Origin of the sequence: Endoryza foliicola (assembly GCF_050589245.1) — a bacterium.
Lineage (GTDB): Bacteria > Bacteroidota > Bacteroidia > Chitinophagales > Chitinophagaceae > Endoryza > Endoryza foliicola.
Genome location: NZ_JBOBEW010000005.1, coordinates 336,905 through 354,347, shown reverse-complemented (window position 1 = coordinate 354,347; position 17,443 = coordinate 336,905). Strand labels below are relative to the sequence as shown.

Annotated in this window: 15 protein-coding genes; 3 read left to right on the top strand and 12 right to left on the bottom strand. The window is 40.0% G+C overall.

Annotated elements, in window-relative coordinates:
• Positions 1-9: 9 nt before the first annotated feature.
• The 3 genes from ACQ2HE_RS13810 to rpmI all read right to left on the bottom strand — a co-directional run bounded on the left by ACQ2HE_RS13810 (position 10) and on the right by rpmI (position 2,120).
• On the bottom strand, positions 10-1,407 hold the full coding sequence (locus ACQ2HE_RS13810) for a type III PLP-dependent enzyme domain-containing protein (protein ID WP_430895879.1): 1,398 nt from the start codon (positions 1,405-1,407) through the stop codon (positions 10-12).
• 126 nt (positions 1,408-1,533) lie between these two features.
• Entirely contained in the window at positions 1,534-1,878 is a 345-nt protein-coding gene (gene rplT, locus ACQ2HE_RS13805; RefSeq protein ID WP_430895881.1) for a 50S ribosomal protein L20, read from the bottom strand.
• Positions 1,879-1,922: 44 nt separating this feature from the next.
• On the bottom strand, positions 1,923-2,120 hold the full coding sequence (rpmI, locus tag ACQ2HE_RS13800; RefSeq protein ID WP_430895883.1) for a 50S ribosomal protein L35: 198 nt from the start codon (positions 2,118-2,120) through the stop codon (positions 1,923-1,925).
• Positions 2,121-2,384: 264 nt separating this feature from the next.
• On the opposite strand from rpmI, the gene ACQ2HE_RS13795 reads away from it, so the two are divergent.
• Complete coding sequence (locus ACQ2HE_RS13795) at positions 2,385-5,786, top strand: ThuA domain-containing protein (RefSeq protein WP_430895885.1); 3,402 nt, start codon at positions 2,385-2,387, stop codon at positions 5,784-5,786.
• 29 nt (positions 5,787-5,815) lie between these two features.
• Here ACQ2HE_RS13795 and ACQ2HE_RS13790 read toward each other — a convergent pair whose 3' ends face one another.
• The 3 genes from ACQ2HE_RS13790 to thrS all read right to left on the bottom strand — a co-directional run bounded on the left by ACQ2HE_RS13790 (position 5,816) and on the right by thrS (position 8,918).
• The gene (locus tag ACQ2HE_RS13790; protein ID WP_430895887.1) at positions 5,816-6,199 is read right to left on the bottom strand and encodes a transmembrane 220 family protein; all 384 of its coding nucleotides are present in this window, start codon (positions 6,197-6,199) and stop codon (positions 5,816-5,818) included.
• A 100-nt stretch (positions 6,200-6,299) separates the two neighbouring features.
• Positions 6,300-6,914 (bottom strand): translation initiation factor IF-3, encoded by a 615-nt coding sequence (gene infC, locus ACQ2HE_RS13785; protein WP_430895889.1) that lies wholly within the window; start codon positions 6,912-6,914, stop codon positions 6,300-6,302.
• 72 nt (positions 6,915-6,986) lie between these two features.
• Positions 6,987-8,918 (bottom strand): threonine--tRNA ligase, encoded by a 1,932-nt coding sequence (gene thrS / locus ACQ2HE_RS13780; protein ID WP_430895891.1) that lies wholly within the window; start codon positions 8,916-8,918, stop codon positions 6,987-6,989.
• A 131-nt stretch (positions 8,919-9,049) separates the two neighbouring features.
• Here thrS and ACQ2HE_RS13775 point away from each other — a divergent pair, with 131 nt between their 5' ends.
• Both ACQ2HE_RS13775 and ACQ2HE_RS13770 read left to right on the top strand, forming a co-directional pair.
• A complete protein-coding gene (locus tag ACQ2HE_RS13775; RefSeq protein WP_430895893.1) occupies positions 9,050-10,165 on the top strand; it encodes a hypothetical protein in 1,116 nt (371 codons plus the stop codon).
• A gap of 43 nt (positions 10,166-10,208) precedes the next feature.
• The gene (locus ACQ2HE_RS13770; protein ID WP_430895895.1) at positions 10,209-11,090 is read left to right on the top strand and encodes a hypothetical protein; all 882 of its coding nucleotides are present in this window, start codon (positions 10,209-10,211) and stop codon (positions 11,088-11,090) included.
• Positions 11,091-11,126: 36 nt separating this feature from the next.
• On the opposite strand, the gene ACQ2HE_RS13765 is transcribed toward ACQ2HE_RS13770, so the two are convergent.
• The 6 genes from ACQ2HE_RS13765 to ACQ2HE_RS13740 form a co-directional block, all read right to left on the bottom strand.
• Complete coding sequence (locus tag ACQ2HE_RS13765) at positions 11,127-12,641, bottom strand: M20/M25/M40 family metallo-hydrolase (RefSeq protein ID WP_430895897.1); 1,515 nt, start codon at positions 12,639-12,641, stop codon at positions 11,127-11,129.
• Between the two features lie 73 nt (positions 12,642-12,714).
• Positions 12,715-13,953: an MFS transporter gene (locus ACQ2HE_RS13760; RefSeq protein WP_430895899.1), complete on the bottom strand. Its 1,239-nt coding sequence runs from the start codon at positions 13,951-13,953 to the stop codon at positions 12,715-12,717.
• 79 nt (positions 13,954-14,032) lie between these two features.
• Positions 14,033-15,325 carry a DUF2851 family protein gene (locus ACQ2HE_RS13755; protein WP_430895901.1) on the bottom strand — a complete coding sequence of 431 codons (1,293 nt, stop codon included), beginning with the start codon at positions 15,323-15,325 and terminating at the stop codon, positions 14,033-14,035.
• A gap of 59 nt (positions 15,326-15,384) precedes the next feature.
• Positions 15,385-15,960: a Maf family protein gene (locus ACQ2HE_RS13750; protein ID WP_430895902.1), complete on the bottom strand. Its 576-nt coding sequence runs from the start codon at positions 15,958-15,960 to the stop codon at positions 15,385-15,387.
• On the bottom strand, positions 15,953-16,900 hold the full coding sequence (locus ACQ2HE_RS13745) for a geranylgeranylglycerol-phosphate geranylgeranyltransferase (protein ID WP_430895904.1): 948 nt from the start codon (positions 16,898-16,900) through the stop codon (positions 15,953-15,955). The genes ACQ2HE_RS13750 and ACQ2HE_RS13745 overlap by 8 nt, the downstream gene beginning before the upstream one ends.
• A gap of 11 nt (positions 16,901-16,911) precedes the next feature.
• Positions 16,912-17,439, bottom strand: a complete 528-nt coding sequence (locus tag ACQ2HE_RS13740; RefSeq protein WP_430895906.1) for a KdsC family phosphatase — start codon at positions 17,437-17,439, stop codon at positions 16,912-16,914.
• Positions 17,440-17,443: the final 4 nt, after the last annotated feature.

Below are 17,443 nucleotides of genomic sequence, written 5' to 3'. Positions count from 1 at the left end.
GATTTAAATTTACATATATCCAAGTATTTTCAGCATACTTTGAGCGGTTTGTTCTTTGGCATACACCCAGTCGGTGAGTTTACCATTCTTATCGTGCCCAACAATAATATGTTTGGGAGAAGGGATCAAACAGTGTTTAATACCACCGTATCCACTGATTTGATCTTGGTAAGCACCGGTATGGAAGAAGCCAAGATAGAGAGGGTCACCATCGTTTATTTTTGGCAGAAACACCTCGTTTACGTGTTCTTCTGAATCGTAGTAGTCGTGGCTATCGCAAGTAATTCCACCAAGAACTACCCGCTGGTAATCTTGATCCCATTTATTAATGGGCAGCATAAGGAATTTCTCTCCGATACCCCAAGTATCGGGAAGTGTTGTGATGAAGGAAGAGTCGATCATGTACCAGATCTCACGATCGTTCTGTACTTTCTGGCCAATCACGCTGTAAATATGCGCCATGCTTTCACCCACTGTATAACTGCCAAATTCTGTGAAGATATTGGGCATGGGTACTTTGTTTTTCTTACAAACACTCTTAATATTCCGTACAATTTCATTGATCATGAACTGATAATCATAATCGAATCCTAGAGAGTGTTTGATCGGGAATCCGCCACCGATATTGATAGAATCCAACTCGGGGCAAATCTTTTTCAATTGGCAATAAAGGTTGATTACCTTGTTCAACTCACTCCAATAATAGATATCATCTTTAATTCCTTTGTTCAAGAAGATATGCAGCATTTTCAATTGAAAACGGTCTTCGTTGCCTTCAATTTTGTCTACATAAAATTCAAGTACATCGCGTGCTCTAAAACCCAAACGAGATGTATAGAACGGGAAAGTAGGCTCTTCTTCTGCGGCAATGCGGATGCCCAACTTAAAGGGAACTTTCACCGACTTCTTGTATTGTTGAAGTTCTTCTTTGTTATCAAGTACCGGTATTACATTTTTAAAGCCTGTATTCAATAAACCTGCAATTCTACTGGTATAAGTTTTTTGCTTGTAGCCGTTGCAAATGATAAAAGTGTCTTTAGTAATCTTTTTACGCTGGTATAGTTTCTTAATGATCTCAATATCGTAAGCGTATGAAGTTTCAAGATGAATATCGTGTTTCAAAGCTTCTTCAACTACGAAAGAAAAATGCGAACTTTTGGTGCAATAGCAATAGTTGTATTCTCCTTCGTATTTGTGCTTCTTGATAGCATCTGCAAACATTTTTTTGGCCTTTCGAATTTGCATACCAATTTTCGGTAAATAGGTCAACTTCATGGGAGTGCCGTATTTATCGATCAGCGCTTTGATGTCTAGGCCATTAAATTGTAGATGACTATCACGTATTTCAAAACCTTCCTGAGGAAAGTTAAAGGTTTGTTTCACCAGATCGGTGTACGTATTATTCATTAAGCTGAAAATGGGGTTAAATGAATGAACCTTGTTTAAGGGTACAAAAGTATATTTTTTGCATGTCTTAAAAACAAAAAAACCGACAGAATTCTGCCGGTTTTTTTGTTATATCTTCTCAATTGCTTATTTAACAGAAGCAACCAATGACTTGAAGCTCTCTGGATTGTTCATTGCGATGTCAGCGAGCATCTTACGATCGAGGGTAATTCCTTTCTGATTCAATTTGTGGATGAATTCAGAGTAGGTCATTCCTTCTTCACGAACTGCGGCGTTGATACGAGCGATCCACAAAGCACGGTATTCTCTTTTCTTCAATTTGCGACCAACGTAAGCATAAGTTTGACCTTTTTCTACGATGTTTTTCGCAACTGTATATACGTTTTTACGTTTTCCGTAATATCCTTTTGCTTTCTTAAGAATTCTTTTACGGCGAGCTCTAGAGGCTACGGCGTTTACTGAACGAGGCATATTGTAATAATTTGAGTATTAATGAATGTTGTGACGAGTTTGGATTATTTCAAACGCAATAAACGTTTTACAAAATCCATGTTTGATTTGTGAACTACACCGTCTTTAGCCAACGCGCGTTTACGACGCTTAGACTTCTTAGTAAGGATGTGACGTTTGAACGATTTTTGGTGAGTGATTTTACCTGTAGCAGTCACCTTGAAGCGCTTTTTCGCGCTTGAGTTTGTTTTTACCTTAGGCATTTTACCTGGTTTATTTGTTTACCCTTGGAGGTGTTTCCACACCGGTGGAACCCTTATCAGACCTCATTCGGAATAAAATTGACCTAGTTAAAGGTCACCATTCTTGCAAATGGAGTGCAAAGGTAGGCTATTTTCTTGAAATTCAAAGGATATTTTACGTGTCAGATTAGAAAAAGATTCCATCCATAGAAACCGCCATTCAGCCCAAAAATACCCAAATACTCCTCAAAGAACTTATCTTTAGAGCCTTATCACCTTAAACGTATGAAACTGAAACAATTGCTTTCCCTATTGGCACTTAGTACATTGATTCTGAGTGCCTGCAATTCGAGAAGCGGGAAACCCCGAATCCTCGTATTTTCAAAAACCGCCGGATTTAGACACAGCTCGATTGGCGTTGGTCAAGCCGCTATCATGAAACTTGGTCAAGAGCATGGCTTTCTGGTAGACACAACAGAAGATGCCTCTTATTTCAATGAAGACAGTTTGAAAAACTACTCAGCCGTAGTTTTCCTGCATTCTACCGGAGATCTCTTAAACAACTATCAAGAGGCTGATTTTGAACGCTATATACAAGCCGGCGGCGGATACGTTGGTATTCATGCTGCCAGTGATGCGGAGTACGATTGGGGCTGGTACGGAGGCCTTGTGGGAGGGTATTTTGAAAGTCACCCCGCACAACAAGAAGCTGTCCTTCAGATTAAAGACAAAACGCATGGCTCCACTAAACATCTACCTGATAGCTGGAAGCGAAAGGACGAATGGTACAATTTTAAGAAATTATCAAAAGATGTGAAGGTTCTGATCTCCATCGACGAGAAATCGTATGAAGGAGGTAAAAACGGAGACTACCATCCAATGGCTTGGTACCACGATTATGATGGTGGCCGTGCATGGTATACCGAATTGGGACATACTGAAGAAAGTTTTGCAGATGATAATTACCTTAAACACATTTTAGGGGGTATTGAATATGCAATCGGCGATAATAAAAAGCTTAAATACGAAAAAGCTACTACCCTTCGAGTTCCGGAGGAAGATCGATTTACAAAAGTTCCACTTACAACAGGCACTTTGTTTGAACCAACAGAAATGACGGTGTTGCCAAACTTAGATGTGCTGATCGCGCAACGTCGTGGTGAATTGATGCTATATAAAAATGAAACCAAGACAATTAAGCAAGTGGGCTTTTTGAATGTATATTGGAAAACACATACCGAGGGTGTAAATGCGGAAGAGGGTTTATTGGGTCTGCAAGCAGATCCTGATTTTGAGAAGAATCATTATGTTTATTTGTTTTACAGTCCAACCGACACTTCAGTAAATCGTTTGTCGCGCTTCAAATTCGAAAACGATACGTTGGTAGCTTCTAGTGAAAAAATAGTTTTGCAATTTTATTCTCAACGGGAAATTTGTTGTCACACAGGGGGCTCCATTGCTTTTGGCACTGATCATACTTTATACTTAAGTACCGGCGATAATTCAACCCCTTTCGACTCTCCTACCCCCTTCGCAAATAAAGGATTTGGTCCTACTGATAACCGTGAAGGTTTCGAACAATATGATGCCAGAAGGAGTAGTAGCAATACCAATGATTTGAGAGGAAAAATTTTGCGTATTAAGGTGAAGGAAGATGGCAGTTACGACATTCCGGAGGGTAACTTATTTCCAAAAGGAACAGCAAAAACAAGGCCTGAAATCTATGTTATGGGCAATCGAAATCCCTACCGTATTTCAGTTGACAAAAAGAATGGATATTTATATTGGGGTGAAGTTGGCCCAGACGCAGGCGCAGACAGCATTGGAACAAGAGGCCCAAGAGGATACGATGAATTGAACCAAGCAAAGAAGGCCGGTTACTTCGGGTGGCCCTTGTTTGTAGGGAACAACTATCCTTACAATGAATACGATTATTCAACAGGGAAAACTGGTCCTACATATGACCCGGCAAAGCCTCTCAACAAGTCGAAGAATAACACCGGCCTCACTGAGTTACCGGCTGTTTCACCTGCATTTATTTGGTATCCTTATGCCGCTTCTCCCGATTTCCCACAAATGGGAACCGGAGGTAGAAACGCCATGGCGGGTCCTGCTTATTATACCGATCTATTTCCGAAAGAAACCCGCTTACCTGACTATTATAATAATAAAGTTTTCATTTATGATTGGATGCGGAACTTCATTAAAGTGGTAACGCTCGACAAGAATGGGGATTTTTCAAAGATGGAACCCTTTATGCCTTCAACAAAACTTGCCGCTGTTATTGACATGGAAGTTGGGCCCGACGGGAAACTTTATCTTTTAGAATATGGAAGCGGTTGGTTTAGTAAGAACCCCGATGCAGGCTTGTCTCGAATAGATTTCAATGGCGGAAACAGAGCGCCTGTAGTTGGAACGGTGAAATCTGATAGAAGTTCCGGTGCTCTTCCATTTAAAGTTACGTTTACAGTGGAGGCAAAAGATCCCGAGAAAAAGCAATTGAAATATGTTTGGGATCTTGGAAATGGTGAAAAGAAAGAATCTACCGAACCTACTCTTGAGTACACGTATACCAAAATGGGGGATTACAATGTTCAAGTGACCGTAAGCGATGAAGAAAAGCTGAGCGCACAAGGAACACCTACCTCTGTTTATGCGGGTAATGAAACTCCGGAGCTTTCAATTGAAATTGCCGGAAACAAGAGCTTCTATTTCGCAGGGCAACAAGTAGGCTATAAAGTTATCATCAATGATAAAGATGATACTTCTAAAACAAAAGACCTGTCTAACTTAGTAGTGTCTGCAGATTATATCGAAGGTTCAGACATGGCTGCAGCTCCAATGGGGCATCAAATTTTGAGTACTGTTGTAATGGGTAAGAATACGATGTTAGCACTCGATTGTAAGAACTGTCATCAAATTGATCAAAAATCGATTGGTCCGTCTTTTACAGATGTTTCTAAAAAATATCAAAAGGATCCCAATGCGATGACCTATCTATCAGAAAAGATCATCAAAGGTGGCGGTGGTGTTTGGGGCGAAACAGCGATGAGTGCGCATCCAAACTTGAAATTAGACGATGCAAAACAAATTGTAACATGGATCATGAGTTTGGGATCTACTGAAAAGAAAAAATCGTTGCCATCAGAAGGAAGTATTGCTGCAACTATGAACAAGCCTGTAAAAGACAATGGAGTTTTGTATATCAATGCGAGCTATACCGACAAAGGAAGCAATGGTTCAAAACCAATGACGGGCATAACAGGTACAACGCTTCGTAACTCGAAAGTGGCTTTTAATGGCGCTTCTGATATTAAAGACTTCACCTCAGCCGATTTCAATGGAATGCATTTAATGATTGCTCCAAAAGCATTGGGTTCCTTCTCAATAGGCTCAATTGATTTATCGGGTATTTCATCAGCAGCTATTGTTGTAGGATTTCAAAAAGCTAGCATGTTTGGATACGACATCAGTTTAAGAATCGATAGCCCTGAAGGAACCGAGGTTGGTAAAAGTTCTGTAGGTGCCGGACTACCGGTTAACGGTCAATTTGGACAAACCGTGGTTCCTATAAAGATGAGCAAGGTTACTGATGGAAAGCTCCACAAATTCTACATAGTTACCAAACCGAAAGACAGCAAGGAAGGAGAGCAAATCATCCTTCTTAATATAATATTCAACAAGTAAAACGACTTAAGTAGAAAAAGAAAAGCGCGCTAATCATCGAAGCGCGCTTTTCTTTTTGCATATATCAAATTAATTAAGAGCACTGCGATCAATATCACTAACCCACCAAACTCTCTGGTATCTTCGATCCATGGCTTTTCAGCTTTCATCGTTTGCACCAAGTTCTCAGAGTTATGAATGGTGATCCAATCAATCACTCCGTTTTTGGTAAACACAAGAAACACCGCATAGGCGAGGTATACAACTATTCCGATCCAGTAAGCTTTAACGTAATACCTGCCATTAAAAGCCATCCAACATAAGATAGCTCCATAAACATAAATAGGGATCCAAACATAAGGATCAGGGTCATTGTATTGAAGTGCTGCAAAGAGCAGAAAAAGTATTGTAAAAATGAGGTTGAAAATTTTCATTGCTAAGCTTTGAGACAACAAGGTTACAAAATATGCTGAAAACTTGACCTGTATTTTTTATAACTGAAAAGCCCCCGGAATTAACCGAGGGCTTTTGCTATTATTCACCTTCTTTTTCTTTTTTCTTCTTGCCTTTCGGAGCCAGCATAATTGACATCCTTTTACCTTCCAATTTAGGTAGGGATTCGGCTTGTCCAATTTCTTGCAAACGCTCGGCAAATTTCAGTAGAAGTAGCTCTCCTCTTTCCTTAAATTGGATAGCACGTCCTTTGAATTGGACGTAGGCTTTCACTTTATTGCCGTCTTTTAGGAATCCTTCAGCATGACGTGATTTGAAATCAAAATCATGATCGTCGGTATTCGGAGTGAATCGAATTTCTTTTACCTCAGAAACTTTGGCTTTCGCCTTCATTTCTTTTTCTTTCTTCTTCTTGTCGTATAAGAATTTATTGTAATCGATGATTTTACAAACGGGAGGATCTGCATTTGGTGAAATTTCCACCAGATCCAACTGTTGATCTTGAGCCATTCGAAGCGCTTCTTGCGTAGAGTACACTCCTACTTCTACGTTATCGCCCACCAGACGCACCTGGGGTACTCTGATGTAATTGTTGATTCTGTGTTCAGCTTCTTTTTTAGGTATAAATCTACCTCTGTTAAAACCACCACCTCCACTTCCTGGAGGTCTGTTAAAGGGTCTTTGTGGTAATGCCATTTAGTTATGTTAAGTTAGGCCCTCCTGGCAGGGCATTTTTTCTTTTCCTCTTCCAGGATTTTGAGGATTTAATTAATCGGATTTACGGTGGAACTTTTCATCCACTATTTCTTCTATAAAAGTACGTAAGGATTTGATACCTAAATCACCTTTTCCTTGTCTTCTCACAGAAACTGCCTGTTCGTTCATTTCTTTTTCACCTACAACCAGCATGTAAGGTACTTTAAGGAGCTCGGTATCGCGAATTTTCTTCCCAATTTTTTCATTTCTATCATCTACTTCAGCTCTCACCCCTACTTTCTTGAGTTCTTTTACGATCTCTTTAGCGTAAGGGAGGAATTTGTCACTAATAGGTAGAATTTTTGCCTGAACCGGCGCTAACCAAACCGGGAACTTGCCTGCATAATGCTCTAACAAGAAGCCAATAAAACGTTCGTGTGTTCCTAAAGGCGCTCTGTGAATAATAAGTGGCGTTTCTGGTTTATTCTCCTGATTTGTGAATTCGAGCTTGAAACGACGACCTTGCGCGAAATCTACTTGATTGGTGGCAAGGGTAAACTCACGACCAATGGTACTCCAAATTTGAACATCAATTTTCGGTCCATAAAACGCAGCTTCGTCTTGTACTTCTACGAATGGGGTGCCGGTTTTAATCAACACATCGCGAACCATGGCTTCTGTTTCTTTCCATAATTCAGGCTCGTCTACATATTTCTTACCCAATTTCGAAGGTTCGTGAAGGCTGAGGCGCATCACATATTTGTCTACTCCAAAAATTTTGAAGTATTTCAAGTACATATCGTTCACAGCCTTGAATTCTTCGTAGAACTGTTCTTTGGTACAATAGATATGAGCGTCGTTCATGTGTAAACAGCGAACGCGCATCAATCCAAACAATTCGCCACTTTGTTCGTAACGATAACATGTACCGTACTCTGCTAAACGAAGGGGAAGGTCTTTGTAGCTTTTGGGTTCTGCAGCAAAAATCTTATGGTGATGCGGGCAGTTCATCGCTTTCAAGTAGTATTTCTGACCTTCCAATTCCATTGGAGGATACATACTATCTTGATAATATGGCAAGTGACCGCTAGTTAGGTACATGCTTTCTTTTGCGATGTGAGGGGTTACCACGCGCTTATAACCCGCATCTTCCTCAGTTTCTTTCGCTAAACGTTCTAACTCCTCGATAATAATAGTACCATTGGGCAACCATAAAGGTAGACCGGGCCCTACATCGTCATCCATAGTGAAAATGCTTAGCTCTTTACCAAGTTTCCTATGGTCTCGTTTCTTGGCCTCTTCCAATAATTGGAGGTATTCATCCAATTCCTTTTGGTTAGGAAATGTAACACCATACACACGTGTCAGCATTTTATTCTTTTCATCCCCTTTCCAATAGGCGCCGGCAATGCTCATTAATTTAATGGCTTTGATAGCTCCGGTTGCAGGAATATGTGGCCCACGACACAAATCAGTGAAAGCCCCTTGAGTATAAAAAGTGATTTCGCCGTCATTCAAATTTTGAAGAAGATCTAATTTATATTCGTCTCCTTTTTCAGTGAAAAATTGAATCGCTTCTGCTTTAGGCATCGCTTTCCGAACATAGGCATTGTTCTGTTTGGCTAGTTCGTTCATCTTCTTTTCCAATGCAGCCAAATCTTCTTCTGATAGTTTCTTATCTCCCAGATCCATGTCATAGTAAAACCCTTTTTCAATTGCCGGTCCTACCCAGAATTTCACTCCGGGAAACAGCGATTCAACAGCTTCAGCCATTAAGTGTGCCGAAGAATGCCAAAAAGTGGACTTTCCATCTTGATCGTCCCATGTTAGAAGCTTCAAAGTACTGTCTTCATAAATGGGGCGATTGGCATCCCAAACCTGTCCATTAACACTGGCAGCCAAAACTTTACGAGCCAGCCCTTCGCTAATGGATTTTGCGATATCCATTGCTGAGAAGCCCGCTTCGTAGGATCTCACTGCACCATCTGGAAATTGAATGTTCATATTCTGATTCTGAGCTTGATGATTCAAATACTAATTAGAGCGCAAATTTAACGAAGTTTTGCCATCCAAAGCACATGAAAATGCCCTGATTACAACGGAATTAGTTAATTTGCTCGCTGAGTGATTGAACCATGAAATCAAGAGTTATCATTGTCTTACTGTTTTTGACAGCCTTTAGTGCGAAAGCCCAGGATCTTACAGGAATCTGGAGGGGCTATTTTGGAAAAGTCATTTACACCCGCGACGAGAACGGAAAACGCATGGCTGTTCCATCTGAACGCTACAAATTTGAAGTTCAAGTAGAGCAAAAGGGGTCTTATTTGGGAGGCGTAACCTATTCCTACCTTTCAACTGTATTTTACGGGAAAGCTTCTGCAGCCGGCAGTTTCAACAAGCAAACCAGTTTTGTGAGCTTAGATGAAGTTCGTTTGATTGAAGTACGTATGGTTGGGTTGGAAGAGACTTGTATCATGAAATGCAACTTGCGTTACAAGAAAAACGGAGAAGAAGAGTTTTTAGAAGGAACCTATGTGAGTTACAATACAAAAGACTCCTCTGATTGCGGTAAAGGAAATGTTTTTCTTCGCAAGGTTATCACTAGCGACTTTTATAAAGAGCCGTTTTTAACAAGAAGGGAAAATGAAAAAGCAACACCTCCGGCGGTTTCGGTAAGTCCAACCCCAGCACCAAAGCAACCGGTGGAAGCACCCAAGGAAGTCGCCAAAAAGCCTGCTCCTGCCCCCCAGAAGAAAAACACCCCACAAAAAAGTACCCCACCACCTGTAAAACAAGACCCTCCAAAATTGGAAGTTCGTCCAAGTGCTGCTCCGAAGCTGTTACAGGCTGATTCAGGCAAGAAAAACATTGAAAGTAAAAAGATCGTAGTTGTTCCAAAAGTAATTGCCACTCGGGAAAATGAGGTAGTTAAGACTGTTACAACAAATGCGAATAAAATATCGATTCGGATTTACGACAATGGAACGATTGACAACGATACGATATCAGTTTACCTAGATAAGAAGCTGGTAATTTCAAAGCAACGATTAACTGAAAAGGCGATTCAATTGACTCTTGAATTGGATGACAGTAACGACTTCCATGAATTGGTTATGGTTGCTGAAAATCTTGGTGAAATTCCACCAAACACGTCTTTAATGGTAGTTACTGCCGGGTCAAAAGAATACGAAATTAGGGTAACGTCTAATGAGCAAAAAAACGCAGTCATCATTTTTAAGTACGAGAAATAAGTTCTGAACCGTCCACATAATTTGAAACACGCAAGAAACGAATATGAATAAAAAAACAGATATTCGTTTTATGCGTGTTTTTTGCTTTGTAATTGTTTTTTTACTGGGGCACGGGTTGAGTGCCCAAAACTTGACCGGAATTTGGCGAGGAAAGCGAACCCAGGTTAGCGGAGGATGCTATCCGGAGTACTCGTTGGAACTTCATGTATATTATGTGAACAACAACCAGATCATGGGAAATGCATTCAATTTTTTTGATAAAGAGCATTATACCAAAATCAACTTCACAGGAAGGTACAATCCGGCCTCGAAAAGATTGGTGATCATTGAAAATGCGGTAGTAGAATTCAATGTACCTAATAACTGTATACCTTGTATTAAGACGTATGACCTCAATTTTTCAGAAATTGGAAAGCCTAGTTTTGACGGCGAATGGAAAGGCCACGAAATGGGCAATGAAAATATATGCCCTCCCGGGAAAATACATCTAGAAAAAGAATCCCTTCCCGTTTTCCCGGTTGATGTATTTCAGAATGATACTTTAGCTCAACTACAGAAGCAAGCACAATTTAAGAACCGGGAAAAGGAGATTGTTCAAACTATAGTAATTGACACCAATGAAGTAACAATTGAGCTCTACGACAATGCCGAAATTGATGGAGATACGGTTACTGTTTTTGTAAACAACACCATGTTACTTCACAAAAAAATGTTGACCGATCGGCCCCTGAAACTCAGTTTTACTGCATTTCCTAACATGGAATATGAAGTAATGATGTATGCTGAGAATTTAGGAAGGATACCGCCCAATACTTCTTTAATGATCATTACTGCAGGAAAGAAGAGATATGAAATGCGAATATCTTCGAGTGAATCTAAATCGGCAGTCGTCAAATTCAAATACGAAATAAAAAAGAGTGGTTAATTACTAACCACTCTTTTTTATTTCAAATCATTTGAACTATTTTCTTGGAAGTTTCTCTGTTTGCTGTGCCGTATTAACTACAAAAGCTGCAATAATAGTGGCGGCCTGTTTCAGATCTTCCGGAATTAGGTGATCATAAGTATCCATATTCGTATGGTGGGTTCTGGTGTCGTATTCAATACGATCTTGAATGAATTGGAAACCAGGAACTCCGATCGCGTCGAAAGCAAGGTGATCGGTTCCTCCTGTATTTTGGGCCGTAACAGTACTTGCACCCAACGACGCAAATGGTTGCAGCCATTGTGAAAACAAAGCCTTCACGGCGGTATTTCCTTGAGTATAGATTCCTCTTATTTTACCTGTTCCATTGTCGAGGTTGTAGTAGGCACTGATCTTGTCTCCAAGTGCATTGAATTTTTTGGTTGTGGTATCGGTAAAATGGTTTTTTACATAATTTCTTGAACCATGTAAACCTTGCTCCTCTCCTCCCCATAAGCAGATCCTGATGGTTCTCTTAGGTTGCAATCCAATTGCTTTTACAATACGAATGACTTCCATCATTACAGCACATCCTGCAGCATTGTCTGTTGCTCCTGTTGCTGCATGCCATGAATCGAGGTGACCACCAATGATCACCAATTCATCTTTCAACTTAGGATCTGTGCCTTTTATTTCAGCAACAACATTGTAACCTTGTGTATCTTCAGTATGAAAGGCTACTGCCACTTCTGTTTCTAGTTTAACCGGAATGTTTCTAGAAGCCAAACGGTATATGGTCATATAATCTTCATACGCAATGGCAATGTCCAGAAAATTCTCTGGGGCATTTGCTGTGTAAGCACCTCCGCCAGAAACGAACAAGGTTCCGTCTTTTCCATTGGGAGCTGCGCTCAAGATGGCAATGGCCCCCTCAGCTTTTGCGAATTCTTTTATCTTATTAACGTTAAACATTGGAGGGCGTCCATTAAAATTTCCTCTTTGACCGTTTCCACCGGTTGAGGCAGGTGGTGTAAACCCGGCCATTTTTGAAAGCGCTTCCTCTGTAAAGCGGTCCGCATCGGGCTTAAAGCTTTGCTTTAAAGAATCTGTTCTAGGAACAATTATGATTTTACCTTTCAATTTACCTGCATACGCTTGTAATTGAATAGAGTCTTTTGCATCCACTACTATTACTTCTGCCTTCTTTAATCCTTTTGTGCCGCTGCACCATGCTTTTGGAAATGCAATAATAGGTTTGTAATAAGGGGCTGTAATTGCCAAATATGACTTTTTCAACTCCCATCCTTTACCCCATTCACCCCAGGATTCCAGATTTGCCTCAAGACCCCATTCTTGAAGTTTTGCTTTGGCCCAATTAGCAGCTTTTAAATAATTGGGGGAGTTGTTCAAACGAGGCCCGTTCACGTCTGTTAAATAGAATGCATGCTCCATTACTTTGGAATTTTGCATTCCCTCCAACTTGATTTTTTCGACCAGTGCCTGATCAACCTCTTGTGCTTCTAAGGAAATCATGGCAGTGAGGAGTGCCAATGACAAAAAGATTTTTCTCATGAATTAGTTGTTTTGGTGTTGGAAACTAAAACAAAATTCATGACCTAGGTCCTTAAAAAGGATGAATGGATTGTTAGTTCCAAGAAATGCTTTTGGAAGCATCTATTTTGAACCATATAAGGGAACCCATGAATACAATCCCCCCTACTAACATAACAGGAATATGGTAACCATACGCTGTGGCGAGGTATCCGAATGCGACGGTACTAAAATAAGCTCCAGTAAGCCCTGCTGTATTCATCGTTCCTGATATAGTACCACTGCGATGCCCGCCAATATCCATAGAAACGGCCCAAGCAACAGGAGCTGTAACATCCATGGCTGCCATACCAAGCCCCAATAAGACAATTGACAAAGTGTTGTTTTCGGTAAGTGCAGCAGCAATTATGGAGAGTCCGGAAATGGCCAAACCGATCATTGGCACCAATCTGCGTCCTTTTGTTTTGCCATATCGTAAAACGGCCTTATCGCTTAGGAAGCCGCCAAAAAAACATCCCATAGCAGCTAACAGATAGGGAACGGAAGCCGCCCACAGGAGGTTTTGTTCTGAGATATTTCTGCCTTTTGTTAAGTAGGTATGAAACCAGCTTTGAAAAAAGTAGGCTCCAATAGCATAGCAGAAATACATAGATAACAGAAAAAGCAAGTTGGAGTCCTTGAATATCTTCCAATATGATTTGCCTTCAGAATGGGACTCGATTGAGCGGTGTTCTTTGATAATTGTAAGTTCCTCGGCACTGATTTTAGGATCGTCTTCAGGTCGTTCTTTGTGCCAAATGATCCAGAAAACCACCCAAATAAAACCCAAGGCGCCTAAGAAATAGAAGGAAGACTGCCAGCCATATCTTGATTGAATAGGAATTACAACGAATGGTGTAAGTGCAGCGCCTATTCTAGAAGCCCCCCAAATTACAGCTTGTGCTCTTCCGCGCTCGATGGCTGGAAACCATTTGGAGAGTACTATTGAACTATTGGGATATGCGCCTGCCTCTCCTACTCCAAACAAAAAACGCACTATAAGCATAACAGCAAACGTAGAGGCGGTGCCTGTCAATATCGTAAAAACAGACCACCAAATTACTACGCGGGCCAATGTTTTTTTTGCACCGTGTTTATCACCAAGAAAACCGGTTGGAACCTCAAAAGCCGCATAAGCAATAGTAAAGACACCCAAAATCCACCCCCATTGAACCGGAGTTAAACCGAGTTCGTTCATGATTGATTTACTGGCTGTAGAAATGGCAATCCGATCTAGGAAAGTAATCATTGACAAAACTGCCAATACAAGCAGTACTTGATTCCGTTTAAGCATAAAACAAGATACTTATTAATTAATAATTAAGAATCAAGAACTAATAGTTCGAGAACTATAAATTGTGTGGACTTAGATTCTATTGAAAGTTGGGTGCCGAATACTCCGTAATACTTTCTTTCAAAAGAAATTGTCCAATTTGGCAATCAAGGCATCGTCTTCGATCGCAATAGGATTTCTTCAAGTGGAGCAAAGCTTGAGAATCGAGCGCATTTTCTGGCAACCAATCTAGCGTTGAAAATTCCGTAATGATCCGGTTTGATTCTGGAGGGAACTCGGCGAGCCATTTAAGAGCCTTTTGAAGATATTTCTCATTTTTCATCACTACTCCATAAGCATACATTAAAGGAATGATTGCATTCAATACAATAGTATTAATAAAAGTGGCACCTGTTTGTTTAGGACTGTATTTTGACGACTCCAACAGCGTGTAATGGTAATGCCAAAAATCATTGGCTGTAACCTTCAGCATTTCTTGAATTTGACCTAAACTTGAATCCGAAATAAGTTGATGTAAGCCAAGTTCATGCTCATGAAGGAACTTCGCTAATTGGGCTAATCGAATTTCAGGAAAATTCTCGGGACGCATTCGGAGCCGTACAATTGGAATGAATGCGTCCTTCCATTGATACTTCTTTTTTAGAAATTTGTATTCTTGTTGTAATAGAACGATATAGGGATCTGTAGAAACGATAGTTAGCAATCCTGCTCTTCCCAATACCAACGATTCCAATTGAATCAAATTTGTTCGATGACGGTTCAGTAAGGCTAACGGTAAATTTTCAGCAATTCGTTGAAATGCATCTGAATTGAGTTTTGCCCCAAAAGATCTACTGAGGGTTTGCCAAGTCAATTCATCCCAGTGAAAATTGAGCAGTTCCAATTGGGTTATGAGTTCATTGGATTTCTGAATCAATCTTTCCTCGATCAGTTTGTGCGCTAAGTTGCTTTTAATTTCGTCTGAAATTTTGCGGATGCCTTCTCCACAAGGAATAAAATGTTCGGAACGATTCCAAGCAAGATACAAATCGAGTAGCGATTTGTTTAACAACGGTTTTAGCTCAAGCAATGGCAAGTTGTTAGGACTTGTAGCAAGATCATTTTCCAACACTACATGAAGAATGATATTGTTATACATGGGATCATTTGAATGCTGATGTGCTAGCCAGTCTGAGGTTTTTAGGTGCAGCTCGATGTTTCCTGCCAACAAAAGGGAATCGATTCTGATCAATGCATTCAAGAAATCGGGGCCTTGATTGGAGTTGAGAATACCAGGATCAACAATACTTATTGATTCTCCCGAAAACAGGTAAAGGTTTGTATTATTGAAGTACTGTTTGTTCCAAATGAATTGAAATAGTTGTTCATTCATGGCACTAGGTTTTTTGTAAAACTAGTTGCACTATGAATTGAATTATACTTTTTACAACTTTACTTTAAAAGAGCGAGTTGTTGAACTACTCTACTGATGGGTAGCCCCATTACATTGTAAAAATCACCGTTAATTTGTTTGATCCCGGTTACTCCAATCCATTCTTGTATAGCATAAGCCCCTGCCTTATCAAACGGTTTGTATTTATGAACGTAGAACTCAATTTGTTCTTTCGTAAGTGGATGAAACCAAACCTCTGTTTTATTGAAAAAGCTGTATTCTTTCTCTTTAAAAAGAATTACTACTCCCGTAATAACTTCATGTTTTGTATTAGCCAATCTGCCAATAGTATCAATTGCATGTTCAACGCTGGTAGGTTTTCCAATAATTTCATTATTTAAAACCACCACTGTATCGGCAGCAAGAATGGGTCGACCGGCAATTTGAGCGGAGAAGAATTTCTGAACTTCTAATGCTTTATTCCGAGCAATGAATACCGGAATCTGCTCAACTTCAAGACCATCGGGATATTGCTCATCGGTTTCTTTTACAATTATTTCAAATGGAATTTCAGCCCATTCAAGGAGTTGTTTTCTGCGTGGCGACTGTGAAGCTAGTACGATAGAATTATGCATAAAACCAGAAGAAAAACATTGATAAAATACCGGTCATCATTACCGCTTTAATCCAATTACTAAGTTGGTGAAAGTCTTGGGTTGATTTGGCTTTGCTTAATTTTAAAAAAATCAGAAGCAGTGGTGCAATTATAAGTATGGCAGCATAACTGATGGACAGCCACCATCCAAATCGGATGACATAAAGCTGTAAAATAGTAATACTGGCCATCAATACGATCAGCCAGGTTGCTATAAAAACTTTCGACACACGTACTCCCCAAACTACCGGCATCGTTTTACAACCATATTTTGAATCGCCGGCCATGTCTTCAATATCTTTGACTACTTCCCGAATAAGGGAAATGATGAATGCAAATCCTGCGTAAACAACAGCCAATTTAAAAACTTTGGCAAGTGCGTCAATGCTTTCCAATCCACCATATGTTACGCTATAGCCGAATTCAGCTGCATACAATACAAATACTACCCAGGCAGTAAGGATGGAAATAATGATGTTTCCCGAAAGCAGCTTTTTTTTAAACGTAGTAGAATAAAACCACAGCAACACTACACAGCCGATATTGAATAAGCCAAGAAAAATGGTATGACTTAGTTTCCAACCTACGAAGAAACTAATTAAGATTCCTGCAGTAGACATGAGCCAATGCCATATTATAGCCCATCTACGGCGAATGATTTTGTCGACCACCAATTTATCAGGTTTATTTATCCGATCGATATTGATATCGAAGTAATCGTTTATTATATAGCCACCTGCAGCAATTAGAACTGAGGCAAAAACAAGAAGATAAAAAAGATTGGGTTGCAGTCCGATGGGTCGATCATAATGATGATAGGTAGGCACTAAAATAGCATAGTAGAAAAGGCATTGTGTTATTACGATGAAGAATAAGTTCATCGATCGAATCAATTTGAAGAATGCCATTACTAGTTTCATGCAATCAGTTATTATCTGCTGGTTACTTCAGATTCAGCGTACCAATCGTTATTCAGCTTCATCACTTTTTCAATTACATCTCTTACACAACCCATCCCACCTTTATAAGGGGAGATATAATGCGAGACTGATTTTATCTCTTCTACTGCATCGGATGGGGCGGTAGCCAAACCAACCATTTTCATTACTTCAAGATCGGGAATATCATCTCCCATATACAAACATTGTTTCAATGAAATGTTATTAGATTCAACGAATTCATGCAGAACGCGTGTTTTATCTTTAACTTTCATATAAACGTTGGAAATACCCAAACCATTCAATCTTGTTTTAACAGGTTCCGAAACGGCACCGGAAATTACAAGAACATGATAGCCCCGTTTTACAGCCAACTGCAAAGCGTACCCGTCTTTGATATTCATTCTACGAATGAACTCATTGTTTTCAAAAACAAACAGCGTACCATCTGTAAGTACGCCGTCCATATCAAAAACGAAGGTGTTTATCTGTTTAAAATCGTCAAGCAGCGTCACACTCATGAAT